This is a genomic window from Sphingomonas mollis, from assembly GCF_016427505.1.
Taxonomy (GTDB): Bacteria; Pseudomonadota; Alphaproteobacteria; order Sphingomonadales; family Sphingomonadaceae; genus Sphingomonas; species Sphingomonas mollis.
In genome coordinates this window covers 308,582-334,957 of sequence record NZ_JAELXS010000001.1, presented here as the reverse complement: position 1 = coordinate 334,957, position 26,376 = coordinate 308,582, and the positions used below count along the sequence as shown (strand labels likewise).

Below are 26,376 nucleotides of genomic sequence, written 5' to 3'. Positions count from 1 at the left end.
CAGCCGCACCGGTTCACGAGTAAGGAATTCCCATGCGCCCCAGCGGCCGCACGCCAGACCAGATGCGCACGATCACGATCGAGCCGCGCTTCACCCGCCATGCCGAGGGTTCGGTGCTGATCGGCTTCGGCGACACGAAAGTGCTCGTCACCGCCTCGATCGAAGAACGCGTGCCGCCGTTCCTGCGCGGCAAGGGCGAAGGCTGGGTCACCGCCGAATATGGCATGCTGCCCCGCGCCACCCACACCCGCAGCAACCGTGAGGCGGCGAAGGGCAAGCAGTCCGGCCGGACGCAGGAAATCCAGCGGCTGATCGGTCGTTCGCTGCGTGCGGTGGTCGATATGAAGGCGCTGGGCGAACGCCAGATCGTGCTGGATTGCGACGTGATCCAGGCCGATGGCGGCACCCGCACCGCGTCGATCTCCGGCGCCTGGGTCGCGCTGCGCCTTGCGGTCGACGGACTGCTGGCGTCGGGCAAGCTGACGGTCGATCCGATTCGCCAGAAGGTCGCGGCGGTCAGTTGCGGCATCTATCAGGGTACGGCCGTCCTCGACCTCGATTACGACGAGGATTCGAACGCCGATGCCGACGGCAATTTCGTGCTGCTGGAAAACGGCCATATCGCCGAGGCGCAGGCGACCGCCGAACACGCGACCTATGACGAGGAATCGCTGCTCCGCCTGCTGCGACTTGCGCGGATGGGTTGTGCGGATATCTTCCGGGCGCAGGCGGAGGCGGTGAAGAAATGAGCGGCGAGGGCAAGGAACCACAGGCGATCCGCAAGCTGACACCGGGTCGGCTGGTGATCGCCAGTCACAATGCCGGCAAGGTGCGCGAGATCGCCGCGCTGCTCGCCGGCCGCGGCCTCGACGTCGTGTCGGCGGCCGAACTGGACCTGCCCGAACCGGAAGAGACGGGCACGACCTTCGTCATGAATGCCGAACTGAAGGCGCGGGTGGCATCCGACCTGTCGGGCCTGCCGGCGCTGGCCGATGACAGCGGGCTGTGCGTCGATGCGCTGGGCGGCGATCCCGGCATCTTTTCGGCGCGCTGGGCCGGCGAATCGAAGGATTTCGGCATGGCGATGGACCTGATCGAGCGCAACGTCGCCGCATCCGGCCCCGCACCGGCGCGCACCGCGCATTTCGTCTGCGCGCTCGCGCTGGCGTGGCCGGACGGGCATGTTGAATGGTTCGAGGGACGCGTCGACGGCTCGCTGGTCACTCCGCCGCGTGGCGACAAGGGCCATGGCTACGACCCGATGTTCCAGCCCGACGGTTACGACACGACCTTCGCCGAGATGGACGAGGACCTGAAGAACGAGATCAGCCACCGGGGCGTGGCGTTCCGGCAGATGGTGGCGGCGGTCTTCTGACCCACCGTCGCCGGACGGGCCGTCAGAAGGCGGCGCGGCCGATCACGTTGCCGGCCGGGCTATAGCGACAGACGAGGTAATCCTCCTCATCGTCGCTGGCCATGCCGCACCCCACCTCCCGCGTGCCGCGCCACACGATCTGGGCGTAATGGCCGACGTCCTGCCACTGGCCGGTGCGGCTGAACGCGGGTGCAGGTGCGTTGACGAAGTTGCGCGACTCCTCGACCCAGGCGCCGGCCATCTCGTCGAAGCGATAGGCGCCGCGCGTGCCCATCCAGAGATTCTCGCCCTGCGCCTCCTGCATCAAATCGCCCGAATGACGGAAGCGACCGGTGCGGGCGAGTTCGTCGGCATACGCCTGCGCCCGGACGGCCAGATCGGGATTCCATGCAAGTGGCCCTACCCCCACCGCGCGGCGGGCGGCGCTATGAGCGCCCAGCATCGTGTCGCGCAACGTGTCGCCTGAAAATTGCGTCGATCCGATCGCGGGCATCTCGGCCGCTGCCATCAGGCTGACGATCAACAAGGGAAGTTTTGCCAACTCCATGCCCGATCATCTATCGGGCAAAGATGAAACCGGACAGAATGCCTATCGTTAACCCGTCCGACACCGCGACCGATCTGGCGCTATATGTCCACTGGCCGTTCTGCGTGTCGAAATGCCCCTATTGCGATTTCAACAGCCATGTCCGGGCCGAAGTCGATCAACAGGCGTGGCGAAGCGCCTTGCTCGCCGATCTGGCGTACGAGGCGTCGCTGCTGCCCGGCCGGCGAGTGGGATCGGTGTTCTTCGGCGGGGGTACGCCGTCGCTGATGCCGCCGGCCACCGTCGCCGCGGTGCTGGATGCGGCGGCGGCGGCATGGGGCTTCACCGACGGCGTCGAGATCACGCTGGAGGCGAACCCCTCCTCGGTCGAGGCCGCCCGTTTCGCCGATCTGGCGGCGGCGGGGGTGAACCGGGTGTCGCTCGGGCTGCAATCGCTGGACGATGAGGCGCTGCATTTTCTGGGTCGGGCGCATGACGTGGCCGAGGGACTGGGCGCGCTCGCCGTGGCGCAGTCGGTGTTCGCGCGGGTCAGTTTCGACCTGATCTATGCGCGGCCGGGGCAGACGATGGCGGCGTGGTCCGACGAGCTGACGCGTGCGCTGTCGTTCGGAACCGAGCATCTGTCGCTGTACCAGTTGACGGTGGAACCCGGCACACGCTTCGCCACCGAGGCGCTGGCGGGGCGGCTGGTGCTGCCCGATGGCGATGCGGCGGCCGATTTGTTCGAAGCGACGCGGGCGATGACCGCCGCGGCCGGGCTGCCGGCCTATGAGACGTCGAACCATGCGCGGCCGGGGGCGGAGAGCCGCCACAACCTGACCTATTGGCGATATGGCGATTATGCCGGTATCGGTCCCGGTGCGCATGGCCGGCGCGGCGGGCTGGCGACGGTGCGGCATCGCAAACCCGAGAACTGGCTGGGCGCGGTGGAGCGCAACGGCCACGGTGCGCAGAGCGAGGATGTGCTACCCCCGCACGATCGCGCCACCGAGGCGCTGTTGATGGGCCTGCGGCTGGCCGAGGGGATCGACCTGACACGGATCGCGGCGCTGGCCGGGGGTGTCGCGCCGGTGGACCGGTCGGCGGTCGTCCGCCTGTCCGCGCTGGGCCTGATCGAGCGGACCGGCGACTGGCTGCGGGTGACGGAAGCCGGGGCGCTGTTGCTGGATGCGATCCTGCCCGAAGTCGTGCTGGATGCGCCGGTGATCGCGGCCTGATCCCCTTCGGAAAGTCCCGAAAGTCACACCCTACTTACGCGCGCGGGATCGCGTGTGTGCGCATGAGGGCGGCGGGATGCGGGTGGCGGACGATGAGAAAGACCGGTGGTGGGGAAACCATAACCGGATGCGGCCCTGTAGGACATGGCCGCATCCGGCCGGCCCGCCTATTTACCGAAACCCGCCGGGGCCGGCGACACGGTTGTCGCGGCGCCGCCGGTCACTTCCTGCACCTCCAGCGCGCGTTCGGCGACGCCGTCGCGGTTGAAGCGGAAGGCGCCGTCGATGCCGGAGAAACCGTCGGCGTCGCGCAACCGACCTTCGGGGAAACGCTGACCCACCTTCCAGTCGCGGGAGATGCGGACGGTCAGCAGGACCGCGTCATAGCCGAGGCTCGACAGGCGATAGGGCGCGGTGCCGAAGCGGGCGCGGTATTTGGTGACGTACTGGCGATAGAGCGTGTTCGATACGCTGGCGAACCACGCGCCGCTCAGCGCCGGCCGGGCGATGCCGGTGTCGGAGTTCCACAATTCGGTGCCGAGCAGCCGCGTCGATGCGCCGGCGCCGCGCTTGATCGCGGGCGCCGCCGCCGCCGCGGTCGCCGCCGCATCGGCGACGAGCACCGCGTCATAGGGCGACTTCGCCGCCAGCCGTTGCGCCGCCGCGCCGATCGCGCCGGCGGTGCGGCCATAGGGCTGGAGCGAGACGACCTGCCCCCCCGCCCCTTCCACGGCGCGCAGGAACGCGGTCGACGCGCGCTCGCCGTACAGGCCGTTGGGGACCAGTCCGGCGAAGGTCGTGACGCCGCGCGACCGGGCGTAATCGACGACGCGCTCGATCGACTGCGACGGGACATAGCCCATCAGATACGCACCGTTGCCGGCGACGCCGGTGTCGTTGGAGAAACTGAGCACCGGCACGCCCGCCGCCCGCGCGATCGGGGCGACCGCGCGCACGTCGTCGGCGAGCAACGGCCCCAGGATCAGCTGCGCGCCCTCGGCGATCGCCCGATTCGCGGCGGCGGCGGCACCGCCGGCGGTGTCGTAATTGGTGATCCGCACCGACTGGTTCTGGGTATCGAGCAGCGCCAGCATCGTCGCGTTGGCGATCGACTGGCCGACGCCGGCGTTGCTGCCCGACAGCGGCACGAGCAGCGCGACCCGGTTGCGCGCGGTGTCCTTGGGGATGCCGAGTTCGACCGATGGCGGCGCGACCGGCCCGGTCGGGCGCGTCACCACGCGTTCGGGCGGGCGTTCGACGCCGCGCGGCAGGACGGTCTGACATGCACTGAGCAGGCACGCGGCCGTCAAGGCGATCCAGCGTCCAACACCCAAACGTTGCGGTAGTGCTCCGGCGTCTGCCATGACGGTATCCATGCTCCCTCTTGATCCCGGCCTCTACATCGTTGCCACCCCTATCGGCAATCTTGGTGACCTATCGCCCCGCGCGGCGGACATATTGACGCGCGCCGACGTAATCGCGGTGGAGGACAGCCGCGTCACGGCCGGCCTGCTTCGCCATATCGGCGCGAAGCGGCCGATGGTGCCGTATCACGACCATAATGCCGAAGGGGTCCGCCCCGGCCTGATCGCGCGGATGGCGACGGAGGCCGTGGCGCTGGTATCGGATGCCGGCACGCCGCTGATCTCCGACCCCGGATACAAGCTGGTCCGCGATGCGCGGGCGGCGGGGCATCTGGTGGTAACGATCCCCGGCCCGTGCGCGGCGGTCGCGGCGCTGACGCTGGCGGGCCTGCCGACCGACCGGTTCCTGTTCGTCGGTTTCCTGCCGTCGAAGGAAAAGGCGCGCGGGGAAGCGATCGCCGAGATCGCCGGCATCCGCGCGACATTGGTGATGTACGAATCGGGGCCACGTCTGGCCGCCTGCCTGAACGCGCTGGCCGCCGGTCTGGGCGACCGCGAGGCGGCGGTGACGCGCGAGATCAGCAAGAAGTTCGAGGAGGCGGTGACGGGATCGCTGTCGATGCTCGCCGCCCGCTATGCCGATGCCCCCCCGCGCGGCGAGATCGTGGTCGTCGTCGCCCCGCCGGGCGAGGCCGCGCCGGCGAGCGCGGCGGATGGCGATGCCGCGCTGGCCGAGGCGCTGACCCGCCTGCCCGCCGGACGGGCCGCGAGCGAAGTGGCCAAGCAACTCGGGCTGGACCGGCGGACGCTGTATGCGCGGGCGCTGACGATGAAATGATGGGGAAATGATGGGGAAATGAGCGGGAAGTGACCGGGAAGCGATCCGTTCGTCCCCATCGACGATCACCGCGCGTTGGGTCGGTGTTTTCCGGGAGATACGCCAATGACCGATCACGAGAATAAGACCGATATGAACGAGAAGAAGGGCTTCAAACCGGCAAAGGTACTGGTGATGGCAATGGTCGCCGTGCTGTTCGGCGCGTCGGCGTTGATGGCGTGGTATATCCACCGGACGGCCGATCCGGCGAAGATGCAGCAGCCCGAACAGGCGCAACGCGAGATGCAGCAGTGACGGGCGACCGATCGATCCGATGACGTCGAACACGCCACCGCCCGCCGGCCCTCGCCGTGCCAAACCCGATCGACGCGTCGCCGAGGCCGCCGGCCGGCGCGGCGAGCGGCTGGCCGGGTGGTGGCTGCGGCTGAAGGGATGGCGCATCCTCGACCGACGCGTGCGCACGCCGGCGGGCGAGGTAGATCTGGTCGCGTTCTTGGAGACGGCATTTACACCGTGGCTCCAGTGGAGGAAGAAGTAGGCATGCGGATGCCAGATTGGTCAACAGACGGTTGGTGTTTGGAAGATGGGGAACAGCGTGCGTCAGCTGCCCCGGCCACCTTCGAAATCCCGAGCCGTGAGTTGCGACAAACGCTTAAGCCGGGAGACTTGGCGAAACTTATATTCCGCATTGCTGTCGATGACGCGGACGGAGACGATGCCGTCGAACGAATGTGGGTGGTTGTTCGTGAGCGACATCCCTTTGGTTATGTTGGCGTGCTAGACAATCAACCCTCCGCTATCGCCAAGAACGATAGCCTTTGGAGCGGAACAGAGCTGCCCTTTGAGTTCCGTCACATCATAGCCGTCGATCATGCCACTTCCGAGAGCATGAACATTGTTACAAGCGAACCTTCGATCCCATGGGCATGAAGCTGAAAGCACGCTCGAAGGAAAACCGTCGTGCTTCTGAAGAGTCAGGCCGACGAGGCGAGCGCTTGGCGGCGTGGTGGCTGCGGCTCAAGGGGTGGCGCATCCTTGACAGACGTGTCCGCACGCCAGCGGGCGAGGTGGACCTCGTCGCTCGGAAAGGAAATTTGATAGCATTCGTCGAGGTGAAGACGCGGGGGTCCGCTGCCGAACTGGACTGGGCGATCGACCAGCGGCGGCTGGCGCGGGTCGCGGCGGCGGCGGAGGTGCTGATGCCGCGCTATGCCGGGCCGGGTGACGATATTCGCGTCGACGTGCTGTTGATGGCACCTGGGATGCGGCCGCGGCATATCGAGAATGCGTGGATGCCGTGACCGCGATCGGGTGACATTCGGATGTCCGATGCCTAAGTGCCGCGCTGCCCTTGCCGTCACCCCGGCGGAAGCCGGGGTCTCTTCGTAACGGGGAGACCCCGGCTTCCGCCGGGGTGACGGATTTGGAGGAGCCACGAAAGGATCGTTGCATGTCCCTGACCGTCGCCGTCCAGATGGACCCGCTTGCCGATATCAACATTGCCGGGGATTCGAGCTTCGCGCTGATGCTGTCAGCGCAGACGCGGGGGCATCGGCTGTTGCATTACGATGCGGGCGACCTGAACTGGTCGGAGGGGCGGCTATGGACGCGGGCGCATCCGGTGACGGTGCAGCGGGTGCAGGGCGATCACTTTCGCGTCGGCGATCCCGTCAGCCTCGATCTGGGGGACGAGGCGGATGTGGTGCTGATGCGGCAGGACCCGCCGTTCGACCTGGGCTATATCACCGCGACGCATCTGCTGGAGCGGATCACCGACCGCACTTTGGTGGTTAACGACCCCGCCAGCGTCCGCAACGCGCCCGAAAAGGTGTTCGTGCTGGATTATGCGCGCTTCATGCCGCCGACGCTCGTCACGCGCTCGCTGGAGGAAACGCGGGCGTTCCTGAAGGAGCATGGCGCGATCGTCATCAAGCCGCTGCACGGCAATGGCGGGAAGGCGATCTTCCGCGTCGGGCCGGAGGGCGAGAACCTGTCGGCGCTGATGGAGGTGTTCAACCAGACATGGCGCGAGCCGCATATGGTGCAGGCGTTCCTGCCCGACGTGGCCAAGGGCGACAAGCGCATCGTGCTGGTCGATGGCGAGGTGGCGGGCGCGATCAACCGGCTGCCCGGAGAGGGCGAGATCAGGTCCAATCTGGCGGTCGGCGGATCGGCGGAGAAGACGGAATTGACCGAGAAGGAGCGCGAGATCTGCGCCGTGCTCGGGCCGGCGCTGAAGGCGCGCGGGCTGCTGTTCGTCGGCATCGACGTGATCGGCGGCGAGTGGCTGACGGAGATCAACGTCACCTCCCCCACCGGCATCGTCGCGATCGAGCGGTTCGACGGCACGGATGTCGCGGGCATGATCTGGGATGCGATCGAGCGAAAAGTGGGCGAGCGAAAAGTGGGCGAGCGAAAGACCGCCCTGCCTCGTTAAGCGGCGATGGCATTCATCATGACCCAGTTCCCATGACCCAATTCATCGTCGAATGGATCGCGCGGGGCGGGTATCTCGGCATCGCCCTGTTGATGGCGCTGGAGAACATCGTCCCGCCGATCCCGTCAGAGGTCATCATGGGGCTGGGCGGAATGGCGGTGGCGCGGGGACGGATGCAGCTCGGCTGGCTGATCCTGGCGGGCACCGTCGGGACGGTTGCGGGCAATTACTTCTGGTACTGGGTCGGGCGACGGTTCGGGTATCAGGGCTTGCGGCCCTTCGTCGCGCGGTGGGGACGCTGGCTGACGGTGGAGTGGGAGGATGTCGAGCGCATCACCCGCTTTTTCCACGACCGGGGCGGCTGGGTGGTCTTCGTGTTCCGCTTCATGCCGACGTTCCGGACGATGGTGTCGCTGCCCGCCGGCATGTCGGCGATGCCGCGCTGGCGGTTCCTGATCGCGACGGCAGGCGGGTCGGCGATCTGGAACACGATCCTGGCGGGCGCGGGGCTGTATCTGGACCAGCGGTTCGAGGAACTGGACCGATATGTCGGGCCGGCGGCGGTCGCGCTGACGGTGGCGATCGTGCTGTTCTATATCTACCGCGTGGTGACGTGGCAGCCGCGCGAGCAGCGCGACTGACCATTGTCACGCGCGCGGATGGGCGTGGCGATAGATGTCGAGCAGATGCGCGGCGTCGACGGCGGTATAGACCTGCGTCGAACTTAGGCTGGCATGCCCCAGCAATTGCTGGAGCGAGCGGAGGTCGGCACCGCGCCCGAGCAGATGCGTGGCGAAGCTGTGGCGCAAGGCATGGGGCGTGGTCCGCTCGCCAAGGCCCAGCCGGGCGCGGGCGCCGCGTACCGACAGGCGGACCACGGCGGGGTCGAGCGGGCCGCCGCGCGCGCCGCGAAAAAGTGCCTCGGTGCGGAGCAGCGGCCAGGGGCATTGGCGGACATACTCCTCGATCGCGACGCGCACTTGCGGGAGCAGCGGGACGATGCGGGTCTTGGCGCGCTTGCCGGTGACGGTCAGCGTCTCGCCCAGCGGCATCGCGGCGCCGGTCAGCGCCAGCGCCTCGCCGATGCGCAGGCCGCCGCCGTACAGCAGCAGGAGCAGCGCCCAGTCGCGGGCGCCGATCCATGGTTCGCGTGCGTCCTCGGCCACGTCCTCGGCCAGCGCGATGACGTCGGCGGGGGCGACGGGGCGCGGGATGCCCTTTGCCACTTTCGGGCCGCGCAGGCGGGGGCTGGCGGTGCCGGTCCATTCGAGAAAGCCGCGGACCGCCGACAGCTCGCGCGCGGCCGACGCGTTGCCGAGGCCGTCGCCGCGCCGGCTGGCGAGGAAGGCGCGCAGGTCCGCCGCGGTGATGGCTGCCAGCGCCTTCGCATCGATCGCGCCGCCCCAATGCTGGCTGAGGAAGGCCAGCAGCCGGTCGGCGGTGGCGTGATAGGCGCGCACGGTATGCACCGACCGCCGCCGGTCGCGCGACAGATGCGCGGCCCAGTCGGCGGCGAGCGGATGCGGGAGGGCGACGACGGGCATGGCCAGGTATGTGCCATCCGCCGTGCCCGGGCGCCATGCCTGTCGTCACCCCTTGGATCGTCATTGCGAGCGTAGCGAAGCAACCCAGTGCAGCGCGCGGAACACTGGGTTGCTTCGCTGCGCTCGCAATGACGAAGGGTTGGGAGAATGCCCCATGCTCTCGACTTCACGCCTTCGACTTCACGCCTTCGACTTCACGGGGACTCCCGAAGGCCCCATATAGCGGCCCGATGTCGCGCGCCCGTGTCCTGCTCCTCAATGCCGCCCTCGGGCCGCTCGATTACCGTGTGCCGCATGGGATGACGGTGGAGCCGGGGTCGATCGTCGTCGCGCCGCTGGGGCCGCGCCAGTTGCTGGGCGTGGCGTGGGAGGCGGAGCGGATGCCGTCGGACGCGGAGGTCGGCGACAACCGGCTGCGGCCGTTGCTGGCGGTGGCCGATGTGCCGCCGCTGCGCCCTGCCCTGCGGCGGCTGGTGGAGTGGACGGCGGATTACTACCTCGCGCCGCCCGCCGCCGTGCTGCGCATGTGCCTCGCCTCAACCTCGGCGCTGGAGGGCGCGCGGACGGTGACGGAGTATCGCGCCACGGGCGAGGTGCCGGGGCGGCTGACGCCGCAGCGCGAACAGGCGCTGGAGCGGATCGGCGATCGACAGGGCCTGATCCGCGAGCTGGCGGGTATTGCCGATGTGTCCGACGCGGTGATCCGGGGGCTGGTGAAGGCCGGCGTGCTGGAGGCGGTGACGGTGGACATCGACAGCCCCTATCCCGTGCCCGACCCCGCCTTCGGCCCGCCCGACCTGTCCGACGACCAGCGCGCGGCGGCGGATGTGCTGGCGGCGGGGGTGGCGGCGCACCGGTTCGAGCCGACCCTGCTCGACGGCGTGACCGGATCGGGCAAGACCGAGGTGTATTTCGAGGCGGTGGCGGAAGCGATCCGGCAGGGTCGCCAGACGCTGGTCCTGCTGCCCGAAATCGCGCTGACCGAGCCGTTCCTGAAACGCTTCCGCGACCGGTTCGGGGTGGAGCCGGTAGCGTGGCATTCGGGACTGCGCTCCACCCAGCGGCGGCGCGCGTGGCGAGCGATCGCGAGCGGCGAGGCATTGGTGACGGTGGGGGCGCGGTCGGCGCTGTTCCTGCCCTATGCGGCGCTCGGCCTGATCGTGGTGGACGAGGCGCACGAGACGAGTTTCAAGCAGGAAGAGGGCGTGCATTACCACGCCCGCGACGTGGCGGTGATGCGCGGCAAATTCGAGGAATGCCCCGTCATCCTCGCCTCCGCCACGCCGGCGATCGAGACGCGGCAACAGGTGGCGCTGGGCCGCTATGCCGAACTGAAGCTGACCGGGCGGTTCGGGTTGGCGGAAATGCCGGTGATCGAGGCGATCGACCTGATCCAGGAGCCGCCCGAACGCGGCCGCTGGCTGAGCCCCCGGCTGGTAAAGGCGATGGGCGAGACGTTGGAACGGCGCGAACAGTCGCTGCTGTTCCTGAACCGGCGGGGCTATGCACCGCTGACGCTGTGCCGGACGTGCGGGCATCGGTTCCAGTGCCCCAATTGCACCGCGTGGATGGTGGAACACCGGCTGACGCGGCGGCTGGCGTGCCATCATTGCGGGCATGTCGAACCGGTTCCGCGCGCCTGCCCCGAGTGCAAGGGCGAGGATACGCTGGTCGCGTGCGGCCCCGGCGTGGAGCGGATCGCGGACGAGGTGGCGGTGCTGTTTCCCGACGCGAAGACGGCGGTCGTCACCAGCGACACGATCTGGTCGCCGGCCAAGGCGGCGGAGTTCGTCGGCCGGATGGAGATGGGCGATATCGACATCGTCGTCGGTACGCAGCTGGTGACGAAGGGATACCACTTTCCCAACCTGACGCTGGTCGGCGTGATCGATGCCGATCTGGGGCTGGAGGGCGGCGATCTGCGCGCGGCGGAGCGGACGTTCCAGCAGATAAGGCAGGTATCGGGTCGCGCCGGTCGCGGCGAGAAGCCGGGGCGCGTCTATATCCAGACGCACAGTCCCGGCGCGCAGGTGATGCAGGCGCTGATTACCGGCGATGCCGATGCGTTCTATGCGGCGGAGACGGAGGCACGGGCGGATGCGGGCGCGCCGCCGTTCGGGCGCTATGCGGCGATCGTGGTGTCGTCGGAGGATCAGGCCTGCGCGCATGAGACCGCGTTGCTGGTCGGGCGGGCGGCGCCGAAGGTCGACGGAATGGCGGTGTATGGGCCGGCGCCGGCACCGCTGGCGATGCTGCGCGGGCGGCACCGGTATCGGTTGCTGGTCCATGCGCGCCGGGCGCTGGATGTGCAGGATGTGATCCGGGCCTGGCTGGGGGCGCTGGACTGGTCGGCCAAGGCGCGGGTTACGGTGGATGTGGACCCTTATAGCTTTTTGTGAGGCGGGGCTGGTTCACGCGAAGGCGCGAAGAGAAGAAGTAGATGGTTCGCGCGGAGGCGCGGAGACGCGGAGGTGTTGTGCACCGGGCGAACGTGAGGCCGAGCGCTCTCGGGCGGGCAGATTGGTTCGATGGAAAATAGACGGTTGCGTGAGGCGCAACCCTCCGCGTCTCCGCGTGAAATCTATCTGCTTCGCGTCTTCGCGGCTTCGCGTGAGCCTCTCACCGAGGCGGCAAGAATCGATCCGTCCTTGTGCTCAGCTTTTGCAGCTACACTGGTTACGTCCGTGTTCCTGCGAACGCAGGAACCCAGAGCCGCTGACGATGTCGCTTTTGATCCTGGACTCCTGCCTTCGCAGGAGCACGACGTTTATGCCACTGGCGAGCCCGGATCAGCCTGCGTGTTCGGCAAGGATCGTCAGGCCCTTCGCGTTGACCTCCGCGAAGCCGCTCTTGATCGCGACGGTTTCGGGTGTGCCGCCTTGGCTGCGATAGATCGAGATGATGCCGTCGCGGACGGTGGACATGAAGGGGGCGTGGCCCTCCAGCACGCCGAAATCGCCCTCGGTGCCGGGGACGACGACCATGTGAACTTCCTCCGAGCGGAGGAGCTTTTCGGGCGTGACGAGTTCGAAGTGGAGCATCTTGTTACCTTCTCCCCTCTCGCTTGCAGGAGGGGTCGGGGGAGGGCCTGTCACGGAGGATAGTCCTCGCGGACAGGCCCTCCCCTAGCCCCTCCCGCGAGCGGGAGGGGGACAAATAGTCGGCTTTACGCCTCCTGTGCCATCTTCTCGGCCTTGGCGACGGCTTCGTCGATGCCGCCGACCATGTAGAAGGCGGCTTCGGGCAGGTGGTCGTATTCGCCGTTCACCACACCCTTGAAGCTGCGGATCGTGTCCTCGATCTGCACGAACTTGCCGCTGATGCCGGTGAAGACCTCGGCGACGTGGAACGGCTGGCTGAGGAACTTCTGGATCTTGCGGGCGCGCGTGACGGTCAGCTTGTCCTCTTCGGACAGCTCGTCCATCCCGAGGATGGCGATGATGTCCTGCAGCGACTTGTAGCGCTGGAGCAGCGACTGCACCGCACGGGCGGTATCATAGTGATCCTGACCGACGACGCGGGGTTCGAGGACGCGCGACGTGGAATCGAGCGGATCGACCGCCGGGTAGATGCCCAGCTCCGAAATCGCGCGGTTCAGCACCGTCGTGGCGTCAAGATGCGCGAACGACGTGGCCGGGGCCGGATCGGTAAGATCGTCGGCGGGGACGTAGACGGCCTGCACCGAGGTGATCGAGCCCTTGTTGGTGGACGTGATCCGCTCCTGCAGCGCACCCATGTCGGTCGACAGCGTTGGCTGATAGCCCACCGCCGACGGGATGCGGCCGAGCAGCGCCGACACTTCGGCGCCCGCCTGGGTGAAGCGGAAGATGTTGTCGACGAAGAACAGCACGTCCTGCCCCTCGACGTCGCGGAAATACTCGGCGATTGTCAGGCCCGACAGGGCGACGCGGGCGCGGGCGCCCGGCGGCTCGTTCATCTGGCCGAACACCAGTGCGACCTTCGATCCCTCGCTGGTCGGATTGCCGTCGGCATCCTTGGCGATGACGCCCGCGTCGAGGAATTCGTGATAGAGATCGTTACCCTCGCGGGTACGCTCGCCGACGCCGGCGAACACCGACGTGCCGCCATGACCCTTGGCGATGTTGTTGATCAGCTCCTGGATCAGCACGGTTTTGCCGACGCCGGCGCCGCCGAACAGGCCGATCTTGCCGCCCTTCGCATAGGGCGCGAGCAGATCGATGACCTTGATGCCGGTCACCAGGATGGCGTTCTCGGTCGACTGGTCGACGAACAGCGGCGCATCGGCATGGATCGGGCTGCGCAGGTCGGTGAGGACGGGGCCACGCTCGTCGATCGGCTCGCCGATGACGTTCATGATACGGCCGAGCGTCGCCGGGCCGACGGGGACGCTGATCTGCGCGCCGGTGTCGGTAACGGTCTGGCCGCGGGTCAGGCCTTCGGTCGCGTCCATCGCGATCGTGCGGACGGTGTTCTCACCCAGATGCTGCGCGACTTCCAGCACCAGCTTGTTGCCGTTGTTGCTGGTTTCCAGCGCGGACAGGATCGCCGGCAGCTGCTCGGGGAAATGCACGTCGACGACCGCGCCGATGACCTGCGCGATCGTGCCGACGTTATTGGTGGCGCCAGTGGTCTGGCGAATATCTTCAGCGGCGGTTGCCATGGCGTTCTTCCTGCTTCGAAACGTTAAAGCGCTTCCGCGCCAGAAATGATCTCGACCAGTTCGGTCGTGATCGCGGCCTGGCGGGCGCGGTTGTACTGGATGGAGAGGCGCTTGATCATGTCGCCGGCGTTCTTGGTCGCGTTCTCCATCGCGTTCATGCGGCTGCCCTGTTCGGAGGCCGCATTTTCGAGGAGCGCGCGGAAGATCTGGATCGCGACGTTGCGCGGCAACAGATCGGCAAGGATGGTTTCCTCGTCCGGTTCATATTCCGTCACCGCACCGCCGCTAGTCGATTCGACCTTGTTCGCGCCCGTTTTGGGGGCGAGCGGTACGGGGACGATCTGGATGCCCGTGGGCTCCTGCACCAAGGCCGAGACGAACCTGGAATAGAACAGGTGCGCGACGTCGAATTCGCCGTTCAGATAGCGCGCGATGACGTCGTCGGCGACGACGCGGGCGTCGTCGAACGTCAGCTTCTTGATCGCGCCCATCTCATGGTCAGCGAGGATCGCGGTGGGGTAGAAGCGCTTCAGCACCCGGCCCTTCTTGCCGGCGAGGTAGAACTTCACCGTCTTGCCCTGCGCGGTCAGCTCGTCCGCCTTGCGGCGGGCGGCGCGGACGATGTTGGTGTTGAACGCGCCGGCCAGACCCCGTTCGGAGGTGGCGACGACGATCAGATGCACCTGGTCCTTGCCGGTGCCCGCCAGCAATGGCGACGCACCGACACCGCTGATGCGACCGGCGAGCGAGGCCATGACCTGTTCCAGCCGTTCGGCATAGGGACGGCCGTTCTGCGCCGCTTCCTGCGCACGGCGCAGCTTGGCGGCGGCGACCATCTTCATCGCCTTGGTGATCTTCTGCGTCGACTTCACCGAGCCGATGCGGATCTTGAGGGCCTTGAGTGACGCCATCTTCTACTTTCTACCCCCTCTCCCCTTCAGGGGAGAGGGCCGGGGAGAGGGGGATGAGGGTAGTGCGCCGCACTGCCCCTCTCCCCTGCCCTCTCCCCTAAAGGAGAGAGGGAGTTACGATTTACGCGAAGGTCTTCGCGAACTGGTCGAGCGCGGCCTTCAGCCCCGCCTTCGCCTCGTCACCCAGATCGCGGGTTTCGCGGATCTTGGTGAGGACGCCGGCGTGGTTGGCGCGCAGGTCGGACAGCATCGCGGTTTCGTACCGCGTCACGTCCGCCACCGGCACCTTGTCGATATACCCTTGCGTACCGGCGAAGATCGACGCGGTCTGCTCCTCGAACGGCATCGGCGCGAACTGCTTCTGCTTCAGCAGCTCGGTCAGACGCGCGCCGCGGTTCAGCAGCTTCTGCGTCGAGGCATCGAGGTCCGAGCCGAACTGCGCGAACGCCGCCATCTCGCGATACTGCGCCAGTTCCAGCTTGATCGAGCCCGACACCTTCTTCATCGCCTTGGTCTGCGCGGCCGAGCCGACGCGGCTGACCGACAGACCGACGTTGATCGCGGGACGGATGCCGGCGAAGAACAGGTCGGTTTCGAGGAAGATCTGGCCGTCGGTGATCGAAATCACGTTGGTCGGGATGTACGCCGACACGTCGCCCGCCTGCGTCTCGATGATCGGCAGCGCGGTGAGCGAGCCGCCGCCATTGGCGTCCGACATCTTGGCGGCGCGTTCCAGCAGGCGCGAGTGGAGATAGAACACGTCGCCGGGATAGGCTTCGCGGCCCGGCGGGCGACGCAGCAGCAGCGACATCTGGCGATAGGCGACGGCCTGCTTCGACAGATCGTCGAACACGATCAGTGCGTGCATGCCGTTGTCACGGAAATACTCGCCCATCGCGGTGCCGGTATAGGGCGCCAGGAACTGGAGCGGCGCAGGCTCCGACGCGGTCGCGGCGACGACGATGGAATATTCCATCGCGCCATTCTCTTCGAGCGTCTTCACAAGCTGGGCGACGGTCGAACGCTTCTGGCCGACCGCGACGTACACGCAATACAGCTTCTTCGATTCGTCGGTGCCGGCGTTCACGCCCTTCTGGTTGATGAAGGCGTCGATCGCGACGGCGGACTTGCCGGTCTGGCGATCGCCGATGATGAGTTCGCGCTGGCCACGGCCGACCGGCACCAGCGCGTCGATCGCCTTCAGGCCCGACTGCATCGGCTCGCTGACCGACTGGCGCGGGATGATGCCGGGGGCCTTCACCTCGACGCGGCTGCGCTTCTCGGCGACGATCGGGCCCTTGCCGTCGATCGGGTTGCCGAGGCCGTCGACCACGCGGCCGAGCAGACCCTTGCCGACGGGGACGTCGACGATCGTGCCGGTGCGCTTGACGACGTCGCCTTCCTTGATCTCGGCGTCCGAGCCGAAGATCACGACGCCGACGTTATCGGCTTCGAGGTTCAGGGCCATGCCCTGCACGCCGTTGGCGAATTCGACCATCTCGCCGGCCTGGACGTTGTCGAGGCCATAGATGCGGGCGATGCCGTCGCCGACCGACAGCACCTGACCGGTCTCGGAGACCTGTGCCTGGTCACCGAAACTGGCGATCTGGTCCTTGATGACCTTCGAGATTTCTGCGGCGCGGATATCCATCAACTCAGCCTTTCATCGCGTGCGCGAGAGCGTTCAAACGGGTGCGGATCGACGAATCGATCATCTGGGAACCGAGGCGGACCACCAGGCCGCCGAGCAATGCGGGATCGACCGACAGATCGACCGACACGTCGCGGCCGACGCGCTGGCGCAACTGCTGCTTCAGCTCGCCGACCTGATCGTCGGTGAGCGGGTGGGCGCTGGTCACTTCGGCCGACATCTCGCCACGGTGGCGGGCGGCGAGCGTACGAAACGCGCGGGCGATCGCCGATAGCTGGCCGAGACGGCGGTTTTCGGCGAGGACGCCGAGGAAATTCTTGGTCGTGGGATCGACGCCGAGCTGGTCGGCGACGGCCAGCACGGCCTTCACCGCCGCGCCGCGCGCGATCAGCGGGCTGGTCGTCAGCCGGCGCAGATCGTCCGACTGCGACAGTGCGTCACGAATCGTGGCGAGGCTGGCTTCCACCACCTCGATGCTCTTCGATTCGCGTGCAAGGTCGAACAGCGCCACGGCATAGCGACCGCCCAAGCTTGCCTGAATACCGCCAGCTGTCTCCACGGACCCGGAATTCCTCGTCATCAGAACGGTTTTGCCCATAGGAAACGGAGCGCCGAAAAGCGCTGCCGATAGGCTGCGGCGCGGCTAGCATGGGGGTGGCGCGGATGCAAGACGGTGGACAGTCCGCATTCAGGATCAGGGCCGTATCGGTCGCTCGAATGGCGGAGGAAGCGGGCGATGTTGGGCAAGGAGGGGCGCGGCGTGTTGGGAATGGCCATGACGATCGGGTCGATCGCGACCGCCCTGCCCGCCCACGCCGAAACGCTGCGTATCGAGGGCATCTTCGCCGCCACGGCGCGGGAAGCCAGTTTCCTGCCGACGATCGGCGTCGATACCCTGTCCGGGCCGGAGGGCGAGCAACTGGGGATGGCGATCGAGCGGCAACTGGAGGAACTGGAAACTAGCGGCGTGCCGCATCCCCGGCTGGTGCCGGCGTCGCTGCGCCCCGATGGCCTGTTGCGCGGACAGGCCGACGTCGCGGTCGAGGAGAATGATTATACCGAGGCGCGCGAACGCTGCACCGAGAAGAAGGACGGCAAATGCGTGCGGCGGGTGACGTACCGCGTCGCCTGCACCACACGGACCATCCGCTTGCGCGCCGACCTGCAACTGATCCGTCGCAGCGACGGGCGGACGCTCTATGCCGTGCCGCAGACGCGCGACGACAGCGGATCGTGGTGCGAGGATGGCGGCGTGGAGCCGATCGTCGGGCTGGCGGTGGACGTGATGACCGAGTCGATCGCGCGGGCGGTGCGGCTCGATCTCGCGCCGCACCGCGAGCGCTATACGATCCGCGTGCAGGAGAACCGCGACGGCCTGCCGCACGATACTGCCGACCGGTTCAAGCAGGCGGTGCATCTGACCAAGACCGACCAGTCCGCCGCCTGCCGCACCTTCGCGGATGTCGACCGGATGGCGCCCGACAACGGATCGACGCTGTTCAATCTGGCACTGTGTGCCGAGGCGGAGGGGCGGTATGCGATGGCGGGCGACCTCTACACCCGCGCCCGGATCTTCTCGCCGCGAGCGGGCGGCGATATCAGCAAGGGGCTGGGCCGCGTACGGTCGCTGGCCGATGGCGAGGCGGATGTGAAGCGGATGGCCGCGCTTTGACCGCAAGCGCCGGGATGAGCCGGCGGGGCGGACGCGCTATATCGGCGGCATGATCGACAACGCCATCATCGATACCGACACGGCCTGGGCCGCCTTTGCCGCGCGCGACCGGGCCGCCGACGACCGCTTCGTCGTCGCGGTGACGAGCACGCATATCTATTGCCGGCCGAGCTGTCCGGCGCGGCGGCCGAAGCGCGAGCATGTCCGCTTCTACCCCGATGCCGATGCGGCGCGGACGGCGGGCTATCGCGCGTGCCGACGGTGCCTGCCCGATGCGGTGGCACGCGACCGGACGGCGGTGGCGGCGGCCGCCGCGCTGCTGGATACCGGCGCGACGCCGACGCTGGCCGATCTGGCGGCGCGGGTCGGCTATGCGCCGCATCATTTCCAGCGGCTGTTCGTGCGCGCGACGGGGATCAGCCCCGCCGCCTATATGCGTGCGCGCCGCGCCGACCGCGCCGCCGCTGTGCTGGCGACGAGCGACAGCGTGACGGCGGCGATCTACGACGCGGGATATGCCGCGCCGAGCCGCTTCTATGACGAGGCCGCACCGCGACTGGGGATGACGCCCGGCCAGCGGCGGCGGGGGGCGCCCGGCGAAACGATCCGGTGGACGCGGGCCGACACCAGTCTGGGACCGCTGCTGATCGCGGCGACGAACAAGGGGTTGTGCCGGGTGGCGTTCGACGAGGACGAGACGACGCTGGCGCGGTCGTTCCCCCATGCCACGATCCTGCCGGGCGATGCCGCGCTGGACGCCTGGGCCGAGCAAGTGGTGGCAATGGTCGAGACGCCGGGGCGCGATGCCGACCTGCCGCTCGACGTGCGCGGCACCGCGTTTCAGGAATCGGTGTGGCGGGCGCTGCGCACGATCCCGCCGGGTGAGACGCGCAGCTATGCCGAACTGGCGGCGCTCGCCGGTCATGCCACCGCGATGCGCGCGGTCGGCAGTGCATGCGGGGCGAACGATCTGGCGGTGGTCATCCCCTGCCACCGCATCCTGCGCGGCGATGGCGCGATCGGCGGCTATGCCTATGGCCCCGACCGCAAGCGGGTGTTGCTGGAGCGGGAGGCGCAGGCGCCGGATCGGGCGGGCCAAGATCGATAGCGGTCAGTCCGTCTTCTGCTGGTCGTCCATCGACTGTGCATCCCGTTCCGCAAACGCCCGCGCGGCTTTTTCATCCATGCCATCCAGTTGCGCGACGAGCTTGGCGGCCGGATTGTCGGCGGCGGCATGCGGGTTGAACGCCAATGGCCGCAACGCCGCCTTCGCCCCGGCGACATCCCCCCGGCGAAGCAGTTCGCGGGCGGACAGCCAGCGCAGCGACGGGTCCTGCGATACGAGTTGGCTGGCCCTAAGCAGGCCGTCGATGGCAGCGGTATTGGGCCTGCGCCGCTCCATCATGAAGCTCTGGTAATAGAGCGACAGCGCTGCGGCATCGTTGTTGTCGACCCGGTTCGCCTTGACGATCCAGCTGCGCGCTTCCTTCCAGCCGGCATCGTCCGCCCTGGTGGCGGCGGCGCGGCGCAGGCGGACGCGGGCCTTGTACAGCAACGCCTGCACCGACCGGGGATCGGCCGCCAGCGCGCGATCGGCGGCCGCCTCCGCCGCGATATCCTCGCCCGCGTCATAGGCCATCTCCGCCAGCCATCCCTGCACCAGCGCATCGCCCGGTGCCTCGGCGGCGATGGCGATCGCCCTGGCATAGATCGGCTGCGCGGTCTGACGGCCGACCCCGCGCGTCGATCGCATCCGGAGCGGGATCATCGCCGCCTGTGTGCGGTTGAGCGTGGTGATGGTGATGTCGGGCGACCCCAGTCGCGCACGCGGAATCTCCTTCACGGTGAAGCGGTTGCGCGACAGATAGGTGTTCAGTTCCTTGTTCAGCACGCCGACGTCGCCGAACGACTCCTGTGCCGCCGCCACGCTGGATTTGCCCGCCGCGATCGCGGCGAGATAGGCGTCGAACTGCTTCCCGCGTTCGGCATTGCTGAACAGGTAATGCGTCAACAACCAGCCGCGGCTGTACATCGCCTCCCGGTCGCCATCCGACAATTTCGCCGTCCCGAACGCGAACAGCCGTTCGACGGGGACGGGATTGGTGCGCAACGCCATGACCCGGTGGTTGGCGGGCATGCCGAACCGAACCTTGTCCCGCTCGAACGCCGTCACACCGATATATTCGGCGAACCCTTCGCTGAACCAGCCGGGATAGGGCGCGGCGTAGGTGCCGAGCAGATAATGATGGGCATATTCGTGGAACAGCACATTGTCCGGTTCGGTGCCATTGGGGAAGCGCGCCGGCGTGAAGGCGATCGAACCGGTCGCCCGTGGAATATAGAAGCCGCCGATATTGCGGCCTCCCTCGCCGAACAGTTCCTGCACCTCCCCCATGTCGTCGACGATGAAGACGGTAAGCGGATTGGCGCGGCGATCCTCGTCCGGCACATCGACCCGCCCGAGCATCTGCATCAGCGCGTCGAGCTGTTCCAGCCGCGTCACCTTTTCGCGCAGGGCCGCCTCGTTGCCGTCGGAATAGACGATGAAATGCGGGGAACGGGCCAGCCGCCATGCCGCGGATGCCGGCGATGCCACGGCCAACGCCGCCATCGCACAGCCCAGTCGTCGCCACCGTGCCATCCGCATCTCCCCCGTATATGAGCGTGTAGATCGCCGGCGCACGGTTGCGCAATCCGGATCACGCGCAACGCAAAATTAGCCAAATCTAAAATGTTGACGCCTATCGATCTGCTTAACTCGAAAGGTTTGGGTATGAGCGCGTTCGGTCGGCGTAGTGGCGTGAGTGGTGGTCAGCCGGTGAGGCCGGCGTTCGGCGTCGCGCGGCCGATGCAGGGCGGCGGGCTGGCCCCCCGTACCGAGCCACGCGCGGAAGAGGGCGGGCAGCAATTCCCGCCGATCGACATGGCGTCGCTGTCGGGCGATGGCGATGTCGGCATGTCCGGGGCGACCGTCGATGCGATGCAGCGGCTGTCCGATCGCCAGAACTCGTCGGGCGAGGCGGGCAACAGCCGGGTCGAGGGATTCGAAAGCTCGATCCACAAGATCAAGGAACAGGTGCTCCCCCGCCTGCTGGAACGTGTCGATCCCGAAGCGGCGGCGACGCTGGGCAAGGACGAGCTGGCCGAGGAATTCCGCCCGATCATCGGCGAGGTGCTGGCCGAGCTGAAGCTGACCCTCAACCGCCGCGAGCAGTTCGCGCTGGAAAAGGTGCTGGTCGACGAACTGCTGGGTCTGGGGCCGCTGGAGGAATTGCTGGCCGATCCGAACGTCAGCGACATCATGGTCAATGGTCCCGACCAGACCTATGTCGAGCGCAAGGGCAAGCTGGAACTGGCGCAGGTGCAGTTCCGCGACGAGGAGCATCTGTTCCAGATCGCGCAACGCATCGTCAATTCGGTCGGCCGCCGCGTCGACCAGACATCGCCGCTGGCCGACGCCCGGTTGAAGGACGGCAGCCGCGTCAACGTGATCGTGCCGCCGCTCAGCTTGCGCGGCACCGCGATCTCGATCCGTAAATTCTCCGCCAAGCCGATCACCATCGACATGATGGCGGGCTTCGGCAGCATGAGCCCGAAGATGGCGACCGCGCTGAAGATCGCGGGCGCCAGCCGGTTCAACGTCGTCATCTCCGGCGGTACGGGTTCGGGCAAGACGACGATGCTGAACGCCCTGTCGAAGATGATCGACCCCGGCGAGCGCGTGCTGACGATCGAGGACGCGGCCGAGCTTCGCCTGCAGCAGCCGCACTGGCTGCCGCTGGAAACCCGGCCGGCCAATCTGGAGGGTCAGGGCGAGATATCGATCCGAGATCTGGTGAAGAACGCGCTGCGTATGCGACCGGACCGGATCATCCTGGGTGAAATCCGTGGTTCCGAATGTTTCGACATGCTGGCGGCCATGAACACCGGCCATGACGGATCGATGTGTACCCTCCACGCCAACTCCCCGCGCGAGGCGCTGGCCCGTATGGAGAACATGGTGATGATGTCGGACATCAAGGTGCCCAAGGAGGCGATCAGCCGCCAGATCGCCGATTCGGTCGAGCTCATCATCCAGGTGAAGCGCCTGCGCGACGGCTCTCGCCGCGTGACCAACGTCACCGAGGTCATCGGCATGGAAGGCCCGGTGATCGTGACGCAGGAGCTGTTCAAGTTCGAGTATCTCGACGAAAGCGCCGACGGCAAGATCATCGGCGAATACCGGTCGATGGGCCTGCGCCCCTATACGCTGGAAAAGGCCAAGCAGTTCGGGTTCGATCAGGCGTATCTGGAAGCCTGTCTGTAGAACGCTGCTGACGGCAAGACACGGGGGCGTTCCCGCTATAGGGGGCGGCCATGTCGCGCTCTTCCCCCGTTCGCCTTGTCGCCACCGCGCCGCGCCCGGCATGGCGCGGCCGATCGATCCCGTCGTCGCCCGTCGCGCGGTTCCTGTGGCTGCTGGTGGCGGCAATCGCAACGCGGGTGGCGCTGTACGGCGATCCCCTGATGCTGAGCGACGAGCAATTCTACCTGCTGGTCGGCGACCGGATGCTGCAAGGGGCATGGCCGTTCGTCGATATCTTCGATCGCAAGCCGGTGGGGCTGTTCTTGATCTTCGCCGGGCTGCGCGCGATCGGCGGCAACGGCATCCTCGTCTATCAACTGGGCGCGACGCTGTGTGCGGCGCTCACCGCGTTCGTCGCCACGCGGATCGCCCGCCGGTTCGCGTCGCCCAGTACGGCCTGCCGATGGCCGGTGCGGCACTATATGCCTTGGACGGCATTCGCTCCGCCAAACGCCAGCGGGCGCGTGGGGCGGCGGCGATGCTGCTCGTCGGGATCGCGATGCAGATCAAATATACGACGCTGTCCGTGGCGAGCGCGGCTGGACTGGATCACCCGCGACCGGACGGGTCGAGGGCGCTGGCGGTACGCCGCGGCATCACGGTGCTGCTGATCGGCGTGGCGATCGCCGTGCTGGTGACCGGGCTGCGCGTGCGCCAGCGTGGCACGCCGGCCCAGGCCGCCGCGCTGGTCGGGCTGATCGGCGACCGGCCGGCGGGATGCCTGTTCGGATATAACAGCGAGCCGATCTTCTATTACCTGACGCGATCCTGCCTGCCGACCGCCTATGTCTTTCGCAGTCATGTGGGCCAGACGGTCGAATCGAAGGGGATCGGCGTCGATCCGGTCGCCGAGACCGCGCGCCTGCTGGCCCGCGATCCCGGCGTGATCGTGATGCGCGAACGCAAGACGACGACCAATCCGGCGACCGAGGCGCTGGTACTGCGCGCGGTCGCCGACCGGTATCGGCTGGTGGGCGTCGTGCGGATCGGCCGGCTGCGCCAGTTCGTCTACCGCCTCCGTGACGCCCCGCCCCGCTAGACGGTGACTGTAACGGTCGCCGTCACCGACGGCAGGTTCCGCTGACGCAGGGCGACCGACACGACGCCGCGATACCCAGCCGTCAGCGCCGGCACCCGGACCACCGCCTGCCCCGCGATGGATGACGACAGCGTCCGCGCAGGGGTCCAGTCGCCGCCGTCCAGCGCATGGTCATAGCCATCGGGACTGCCGGTGTAGCCGATCGCCAGATCGATCGTGCGAGCGCCGACATCGAACGTCGCCGACCGGATCGCCAGCGGCGCGACCACCGCGCCCCATGTAACATCCGCCATCGCCGGCCCGACGGTGACGACGAAGCGCACGCCGGTGCCGCGCACCGGTTGCAGGGCGTCGAGCAGGTCCGCCGACACCCATTCCGATACCAGCACGCCGTCCTGATAGAAGCCGGCACTGCCGTCCGCCGCCGTCCGCAACGCGATCATCGCGGTGCCGGGTTGTGCCACCAGTCGCGGCGCGAAGGTGCGATAGGCGAAGCCGCTGACGTCATCCATGACGCCGCCGACCAGCCGCGACAGGCGGTAATGATCGTCGTCGATGATCCGGAACACCATGCCGTCGCCCGGTCCCGTCATCCGGAAATAGAAGTCGGCGGTGTTGGTCGCCCGGCGGAACCGCGCGCCGACCGTCTGGGCGGCCGATCCGGTGTCGCGATAGGCGAGGCTGGACAGCGTGCCGACGTTGATCGGCCCCGTGAGGTGCGGGGCAAGCACCACGTCGGCCGGCGCAGGCGTTGGCGTTGGCGTCGGTGTCGGTGTCGGTGTCGGTGTCGGGGCTGGCGCCGCGACGATGGCGATCGCGGTCGATCGGGGCGATCCGGTCGCACCGGCCAGCGTCTCGATCAGCGATCCGGCGACGCCGCCGGCCGCGATGCCGTCGAACGCATATCGACGGGCGGCACTGTTGATCGTCAACCCCGGCAGGTCGGTGGTGAACATCGAGCCGGCCGATGCACCCGCGATCGTCCCGGTGGACGCCGTTCCCGCCGTCAGCGCGCCGGACAGGGTCAAAGCGCCCAGCGCAACGGCGGGCGGCGGTACGGCAACCTCGCCATCGAACGTCATCGATCGCTGCGTGAAGGCCGCGCCATCGGCACCCGCGCGGATCGTCACGCGCGTGACCACCGCGCCCGTCACGCCGCCGTCGAGCGACGCGACACCGCTTGCCGAGGCCGCCACCGTCATCAGCCCGCTCGCGATCACGTCGCGGCCCAGCCGGTATCGCTCCGCCAGTTCGGCGATTACCGGCTGGCCGTACAGCGCCTCCGACAGGCGACCGTCGCGGGCGAAGCGGACGAAGGCGCCGCTGGCATCGGCCATCGCCTCCCCGGCGATCGCATCGACCGTCTCGCGGCCGTCGCCATAGAAGGACAGTACGAACGCGCGGCTCGTGAGCGGCATCACCGCGCCGGCGGGGTCGAGGAATTGCACGTCGAGCAGGAACGGCTCACCAGCCGACAGCGTGAAGGTGGAAAGATCGCTGGCGATCGTCAGCATCATCATGTCTCCGAATGGAAATAGGAAAGGTCAGCCACCGGTGGCGAGCCGATAGGCACAGGCGGCGGTCGCCGCGTCGGCGAGCGCGGCCCGCCGCGCCGCCCGGTCGTCGGCGACCTGCGCCGCCGCCAGTGCGCGATCGACCAGCAGGCCGAGCGCATCGATCTGCGCGGTTTGCGCAGGCGACAGATATGGCCGGAACAACAGGGCGACGGCGCGTGCCGCTTCATGGGCGCGTTGCAGGCGGACGATGGCGGGGTCCGCTGTCGTCGTTCGCATCGCGATGGCCGTGCAGGCGCCCAGGCACAGCGCGGCGATCGGGATCAGCGCCGCCCTCACCGCTCCACCCCCGTGTCGACGCGGCGGAACAACAGGCCGCCGATCGTACCGAGCAGCGTGACGAGCCCCGTTGTGACCTTGTCCGACGTAGCAATCAGGCCATCGGGCAGCACCTTGCCGAGCAGGCCCGACACGATGACCGGCGCCAGCGCGACCACCAGGGTCGCCAGCACGACGGCAAGGAACGCGCGGTAGCGCAGTCGTTGCTCGCTCATGCCGGCTCCCCCACCCGGTTCGCCAGCCAGCCATACAGGAACGCCTCGTTGGCCGGCCGCCGTTCGGCCAGCGTCAGGTAGCGCGCACCCTGCAACGCCTCGATCGCCTTCAGCAGAACGCTTTCCCCGATCGCACGACGCGTACGGAGGAACGCGTCGAGTGCGGCCAGCGTCGCCGCGCCGATCCGGCCGTCCAGCGTCAGGTCGGCATAATCGGTGGCGCCGCGATTGAGCGCGTTCAGCACGCGTTGCAGGAACAGGACGGCGGTCGCCGTCCCCATGTTCACGCCCGTGTCGAACAGCTCGGCCGCGACCAGCGGCGCGCGCGCCGCCACCGCGTCCAGCCCCGGCCGGTCCCAATAGAGCCGGCGATAGATCGTCACCGCCGCACTGCGCAGGAAATGCCGCATGTCGCCGCGCCACCCATGCTCGCGCGCCACCGCCATGGTGATGCCCCAGCGGGTCGCCCCGCCGCGATCGGCGGGATGATCGGCATACCCGCCCTCCCGATCGATCACCGCGTCGATCAATTCATCGATGTTCATGGCCACCCCCATTCGTCATTGAGGGCAACCAACTATCCTATCTGGTTAGTTGTAGGACAGCCCTTTCGCCGCCGCCGCAATCCGACCACCATTGCGGATTAGTGGTTCGACCAGAATTCACTTTGCTGTTCCCCGGCGGAGGCCGGGGAGCAGAAGGGCGGCGGGCCTCGACGATCTGAAG

The 26,376-nt window shown here is 67.8% G+C and carries 28 protein-coding genes and 1 pseudogene; 16 read left to right on the top strand and 13 right to left on the bottom strand.

Going from position 1 to position 26,376, the window contains the following annotated elements; all coding sequences use genetic code 11:
* The first annotated feature begins 32 nt into the window (after positions 1–32).
* A complete protein-coding gene (gene rph, locus JAO74_RS01515; protein WP_199034333.1) occupies positions 33–749 on the top strand; it encodes a ribonuclease PH in 717 nt (238 codons plus the stop codon).
* A complete protein-coding gene (rdgB, locus tag JAO74_RS01510; RefSeq protein ID WP_199034331.1) occupies positions 746–1,375 on the top strand; it encodes an RdgB/HAM1 family non-canonical purine NTP pyrophosphatase in 630 nt (209 codons plus the stop codon). The genes rph and rdgB overlap by 4 nt, the downstream gene beginning before the upstream one ends.
* A 22-nt stretch (positions 1,376–1,397) precedes the next feature.
* Here rdgB and JAO74_RS01505 read toward each other — a convergent pair whose 3' ends face one another.
* Positions 1,398–1,922: a CAP domain-containing protein gene (locus JAO74_RS01505; protein ID WP_199034319.1), complete on the bottom strand. Its 525-nt coding sequence runs from the start codon at positions 1,920–1,922 to the stop codon at positions 1,398–1,400.
* Between the two features lie 23 nt (positions 1,923–1,945).
* Here JAO74_RS01505 and hemW point away from each other — a divergent pair, with 23 nt between their 5' ends.
* Positions 1,946–3,139, top strand: a complete 1,194-nt coding sequence (hemW, locus tag JAO74_RS01500; protein ID WP_416194263.1) for a radical SAM family heme chaperone HemW — start codon at positions 1,946–1,948, stop codon at positions 3,137–3,139.
* A gap of 167 nt (positions 3,140–3,306) precedes the next feature.
* On the opposite strand, the gene JAO74_RS01495 is transcribed toward hemW, so the two are convergent.
* Positions 3,307–4,503, bottom strand: a complete 1,197-nt coding sequence (locus tag JAO74_RS01495; RefSeq protein WP_199034315.1) for a penicillin-binding protein activator — start codon at positions 4,501–4,503, stop codon at positions 3,307–3,309.
* Positions 4,504–4,513: 10 nt separating this feature from the next.
* On the opposite strand from JAO74_RS01495, the gene rsmI reads away from it, so the two are divergent.
* From rsmI to JAO74_RS01460, 7 genes and pseudogenes are all read left to right on the top strand, one after another.
* Positions 4,514–5,341 carry a 16S rRNA (cytidine(1402)-2'-O)-methyltransferase gene (gene rsmI / locus JAO74_RS01490; protein ID WP_199034314.1) on the top strand — a complete coding sequence of 276 codons (828 nt, stop codon included), beginning with the start codon at positions 4,514–4,516 and terminating at the stop codon, positions 5,339–5,341.
* A gap of 105 nt (positions 5,342–5,446) precedes the next feature.
* On the top strand, positions 5,447–5,635 hold the full coding sequence (locus tag JAO74_RS01485) for a hypothetical protein (RefSeq protein ID WP_199034313.1): 189 nt from the start codon (positions 5,447–5,449) through the stop codon (positions 5,633–5,635).
* Between the two features lie 19 nt (positions 5,636–5,654).
* Positions 5,655–5,831 (top strand): annotated as a pseudogene (locus tag JAO74_RS01480) (YraN family protein); the annotation flags it as partial.
* A gap of 50 nt (positions 5,832–5,881) precedes the next feature.
* Positions 5,882–6,271 carry a hypothetical protein gene (locus JAO74_RS01475; protein ID WP_199034312.1) on the top strand — a complete coding sequence of 130 codons (390 nt, stop codon included), beginning with the start codon at positions 5,882–5,884 and terminating at the stop codon, positions 6,269–6,271.
* Positions 6,268–6,642 (top strand): YraN family protein, encoded by a 375-nt coding sequence (locus tag JAO74_RS01470; protein ID WP_199035116.1) that lies wholly within the window; start codon positions 6,268–6,270, stop codon positions 6,640–6,642. The genes JAO74_RS01475 and JAO74_RS01470 overlap by 4 nt, the downstream gene beginning before the upstream one ends.
* Positions 6,643–6,791: 149 nt before the next feature.
* Positions 6,792–7,778, top strand: a complete 987-nt coding sequence (gshB, locus tag JAO74_RS01465; RefSeq protein WP_199034311.1) for a glutathione synthase — start codon at positions 6,792–6,794, stop codon at positions 7,776–7,778.
* A gap of 32 nt (positions 7,779–7,810) precedes the next feature.
* A complete protein-coding gene (locus JAO74_RS01460) occupies positions 7,811–8,419 on the top strand; it encodes a DedA family protein (protein WP_199034309.1) in 609 nt (202 codons plus the stop codon).
* Positions 8,420–8,425: 6 nt separating this feature from the next.
* Here JAO74_RS01460 and JAO74_RS01455 read toward each other — a convergent pair whose 3' ends face one another.
* Complete coding sequence (locus tag JAO74_RS01455; protein WP_199034307.1) at positions 8,426–9,322, bottom strand: tyrosine-type recombinase/integrase; 897 nt, start codon at positions 9,320–9,322, stop codon at positions 8,426–8,428.
* 230 nt (positions 9,323–9,552) lie between these two features.
* Here JAO74_RS01455 and JAO74_RS01450 point away from each other — a divergent pair, with 230 nt between their 5' ends.
* On the top strand, positions 9,553–11,721 hold the full coding sequence (locus JAO74_RS01450) for a primosomal protein N' (protein ID WP_199034303.1): 2,169 nt from the start codon (positions 9,553–9,555) through the stop codon (positions 11,719–11,721).
* A 390-nt stretch (positions 11,722–12,111) separates the two neighbouring features.
* Here the strand turns inward: JAO74_RS01450 and JAO74_RS01445 are convergent, their stop codons facing one another.
* From JAO74_RS01445 to JAO74_RS01425, 5 genes are all read right to left on the bottom strand, one after another.
* Positions 12,112–12,363 carry an ATP synthase F1 subunit epsilon gene (locus JAO74_RS01445; RefSeq protein WP_056524670.1) on the bottom strand — a complete coding sequence of 84 codons (252 nt, stop codon included), beginning with the start codon at positions 12,361–12,363 and terminating at the stop codon, positions 12,112–12,114.
* 125 nt (positions 12,364–12,488) lie between these two features.
* The gene (atpD, locus tag JAO74_RS01440; protein WP_199034302.1) at positions 12,489–13,964 is read right to left on the bottom strand and encodes a F0F1 ATP synthase subunit beta; all 1,476 of its coding nucleotides are present in this window, start codon (positions 13,962–13,964) and stop codon (positions 12,489–12,491) included.
* Positions 13,965–13,987: 23 nt separating this feature from the next.
* Positions 13,988–14,875, bottom strand: a complete 888-nt coding sequence (locus tag JAO74_RS01435) for a F0F1 ATP synthase subunit gamma (protein WP_199034300.1) — start codon at positions 14,873–14,875, stop codon at positions 13,988–13,990.
* Positions 14,876–14,996: 121 nt separating this feature from the next.
* Positions 14,997–16,526, bottom strand: a complete 1,530-nt coding sequence (gene atpA, locus JAO74_RS01430; protein ID WP_056524661.1) for a F0F1 ATP synthase subunit alpha — start codon at positions 16,524–16,526, stop codon at positions 14,997–14,999.
* 4 nt (positions 16,527–16,530) lie between these two features.
* Positions 16,531–17,085 carry a F0F1 ATP synthase subunit delta gene (locus JAO74_RS01425; RefSeq protein ID WP_199035114.1) on the bottom strand — a complete coding sequence of 185 codons (555 nt, stop codon included), beginning with the start codon at positions 17,083–17,085 and terminating at the stop codon, positions 16,531–16,533.
* Between the two features lie 177 nt (positions 17,086–17,262).
* Between JAO74_RS01425 and JAO74_RS01420 the strand changes: the two genes are divergently transcribed.
* Both JAO74_RS01420 and ada read left to right on the top strand, forming a co-directional pair.
* Positions 17,263–18,198: a hypothetical protein gene (locus tag JAO74_RS01420; protein ID WP_233150541.1), complete on the top strand. Its 936-nt coding sequence runs from the start codon at positions 17,263–17,265 to the stop codon at positions 18,196–18,198.
* A 49-nt stretch (positions 18,199–18,247) separates the two neighbouring features.
* Positions 18,248–19,306 (top strand): bifunctional DNA-binding transcriptional regulator/O6-methylguanine-DNA methyltransferase Ada, encoded by a 1,059-nt coding sequence (gene ada / locus JAO74_RS01415; protein WP_199034298.1) that lies wholly within the window; start codon positions 18,248–18,250, stop codon positions 19,304–19,306.
* Positions 19,307–19,309: 3 nt separating this feature from the next.
* Here the strand turns inward: ada and JAO74_RS01410 are convergent, their stop codons facing one another.
* Complete coding sequence (locus JAO74_RS01410) at positions 19,310–20,839, bottom strand: hypothetical protein (protein ID WP_199034296.1); 1,530 nt, start codon at positions 20,837–20,839, stop codon at positions 19,310–19,312.
* A gap of 132 nt (positions 20,840–20,971) precedes the next feature.
* Between JAO74_RS01410 and JAO74_RS01405 the strand changes: the two genes are divergently transcribed.
* From JAO74_RS01405 to JAO74_RS01395, 3 genes are read left to right on the top strand one after another with little or no spacing between them, the layout of a single operon-like run.
* Positions 20,972–22,504, top strand: a complete 1,533-nt coding sequence (locus JAO74_RS01405; RefSeq protein ID WP_199034294.1) for a CpaF family protein — start codon at positions 20,972–20,974, stop codon at positions 22,502–22,504.
* 50 nt (positions 22,505–22,554) lie between these two features.
* Positions 22,555–23,154 carry a hypothetical protein gene (locus tag JAO74_RS01400; protein WP_199034292.1) on the top strand — a complete coding sequence of 200 codons (600 nt, stop codon included), beginning with the start codon at positions 22,555–22,557 and terminating at the stop codon, positions 23,152–23,154.
* The gene (locus JAO74_RS01395) at positions 23,145–23,582 is read left to right on the top strand and encodes a hypothetical protein (RefSeq protein WP_199034290.1); all 438 of its coding nucleotides are present in this window, start codon (positions 23,145–23,147) and stop codon (positions 23,580–23,582) included. Before JAO74_RS01400 ends, JAO74_RS01395 begins: the two co-directional genes overlap by 10 nt.
* On the opposite strand, the gene JAO74_RS19015 is transcribed toward JAO74_RS01395, so the two are convergent.
* Genes JAO74_RS19015 through JAO74_RS01375 form a run of 4 tightly spaced genes read right to left on the bottom strand, consistent with a single transcriptional unit; the run spans position 23,579 to position 26,195 of the window.
* Positions 23,579–25,099, bottom strand: coding sequence for a hypothetical protein (locus JAO74_RS19015; RefSeq protein ID WP_199034288.1), 1,521 nt, complete (start codon positions 25,097–25,099; stop codon positions 23,579–23,581). The two genes, JAO74_RS01395 and JAO74_RS19015, sit on opposite strands and share 4 nt — an antisense overlap.
* 27 nt (positions 25,100–25,126) lie before the next feature.
* On the bottom strand, positions 25,127–25,435 hold the full coding sequence (locus JAO74_RS01385) for a hypothetical protein (protein ID WP_199034286.1): 309 nt from the start codon (positions 25,433–25,435) through the stop codon (positions 25,127–25,129).
* Entirely contained in the window at positions 25,432–25,650 is a 219-nt protein-coding gene (locus tag JAO74_RS01380) for a hypothetical protein (protein ID WP_199034285.1), read from the bottom strand. Before JAO74_RS01380 ends, JAO74_RS01385 begins: the two co-directional genes overlap by 4 nt.
* Positions 25,647–26,195, bottom strand: coding sequence for a glycoside hydrolase family 108 protein (locus JAO74_RS01375; protein WP_199034283.1), 549 nt, complete (start codon positions 26,193–26,195; stop codon positions 25,647–25,649). The genes JAO74_RS01380 and JAO74_RS01375 overlap by 4 nt, the downstream gene beginning before the upstream one ends.
* Between the last annotated feature and the right edge of the window lie 181 nt (positions 26,196–26,376).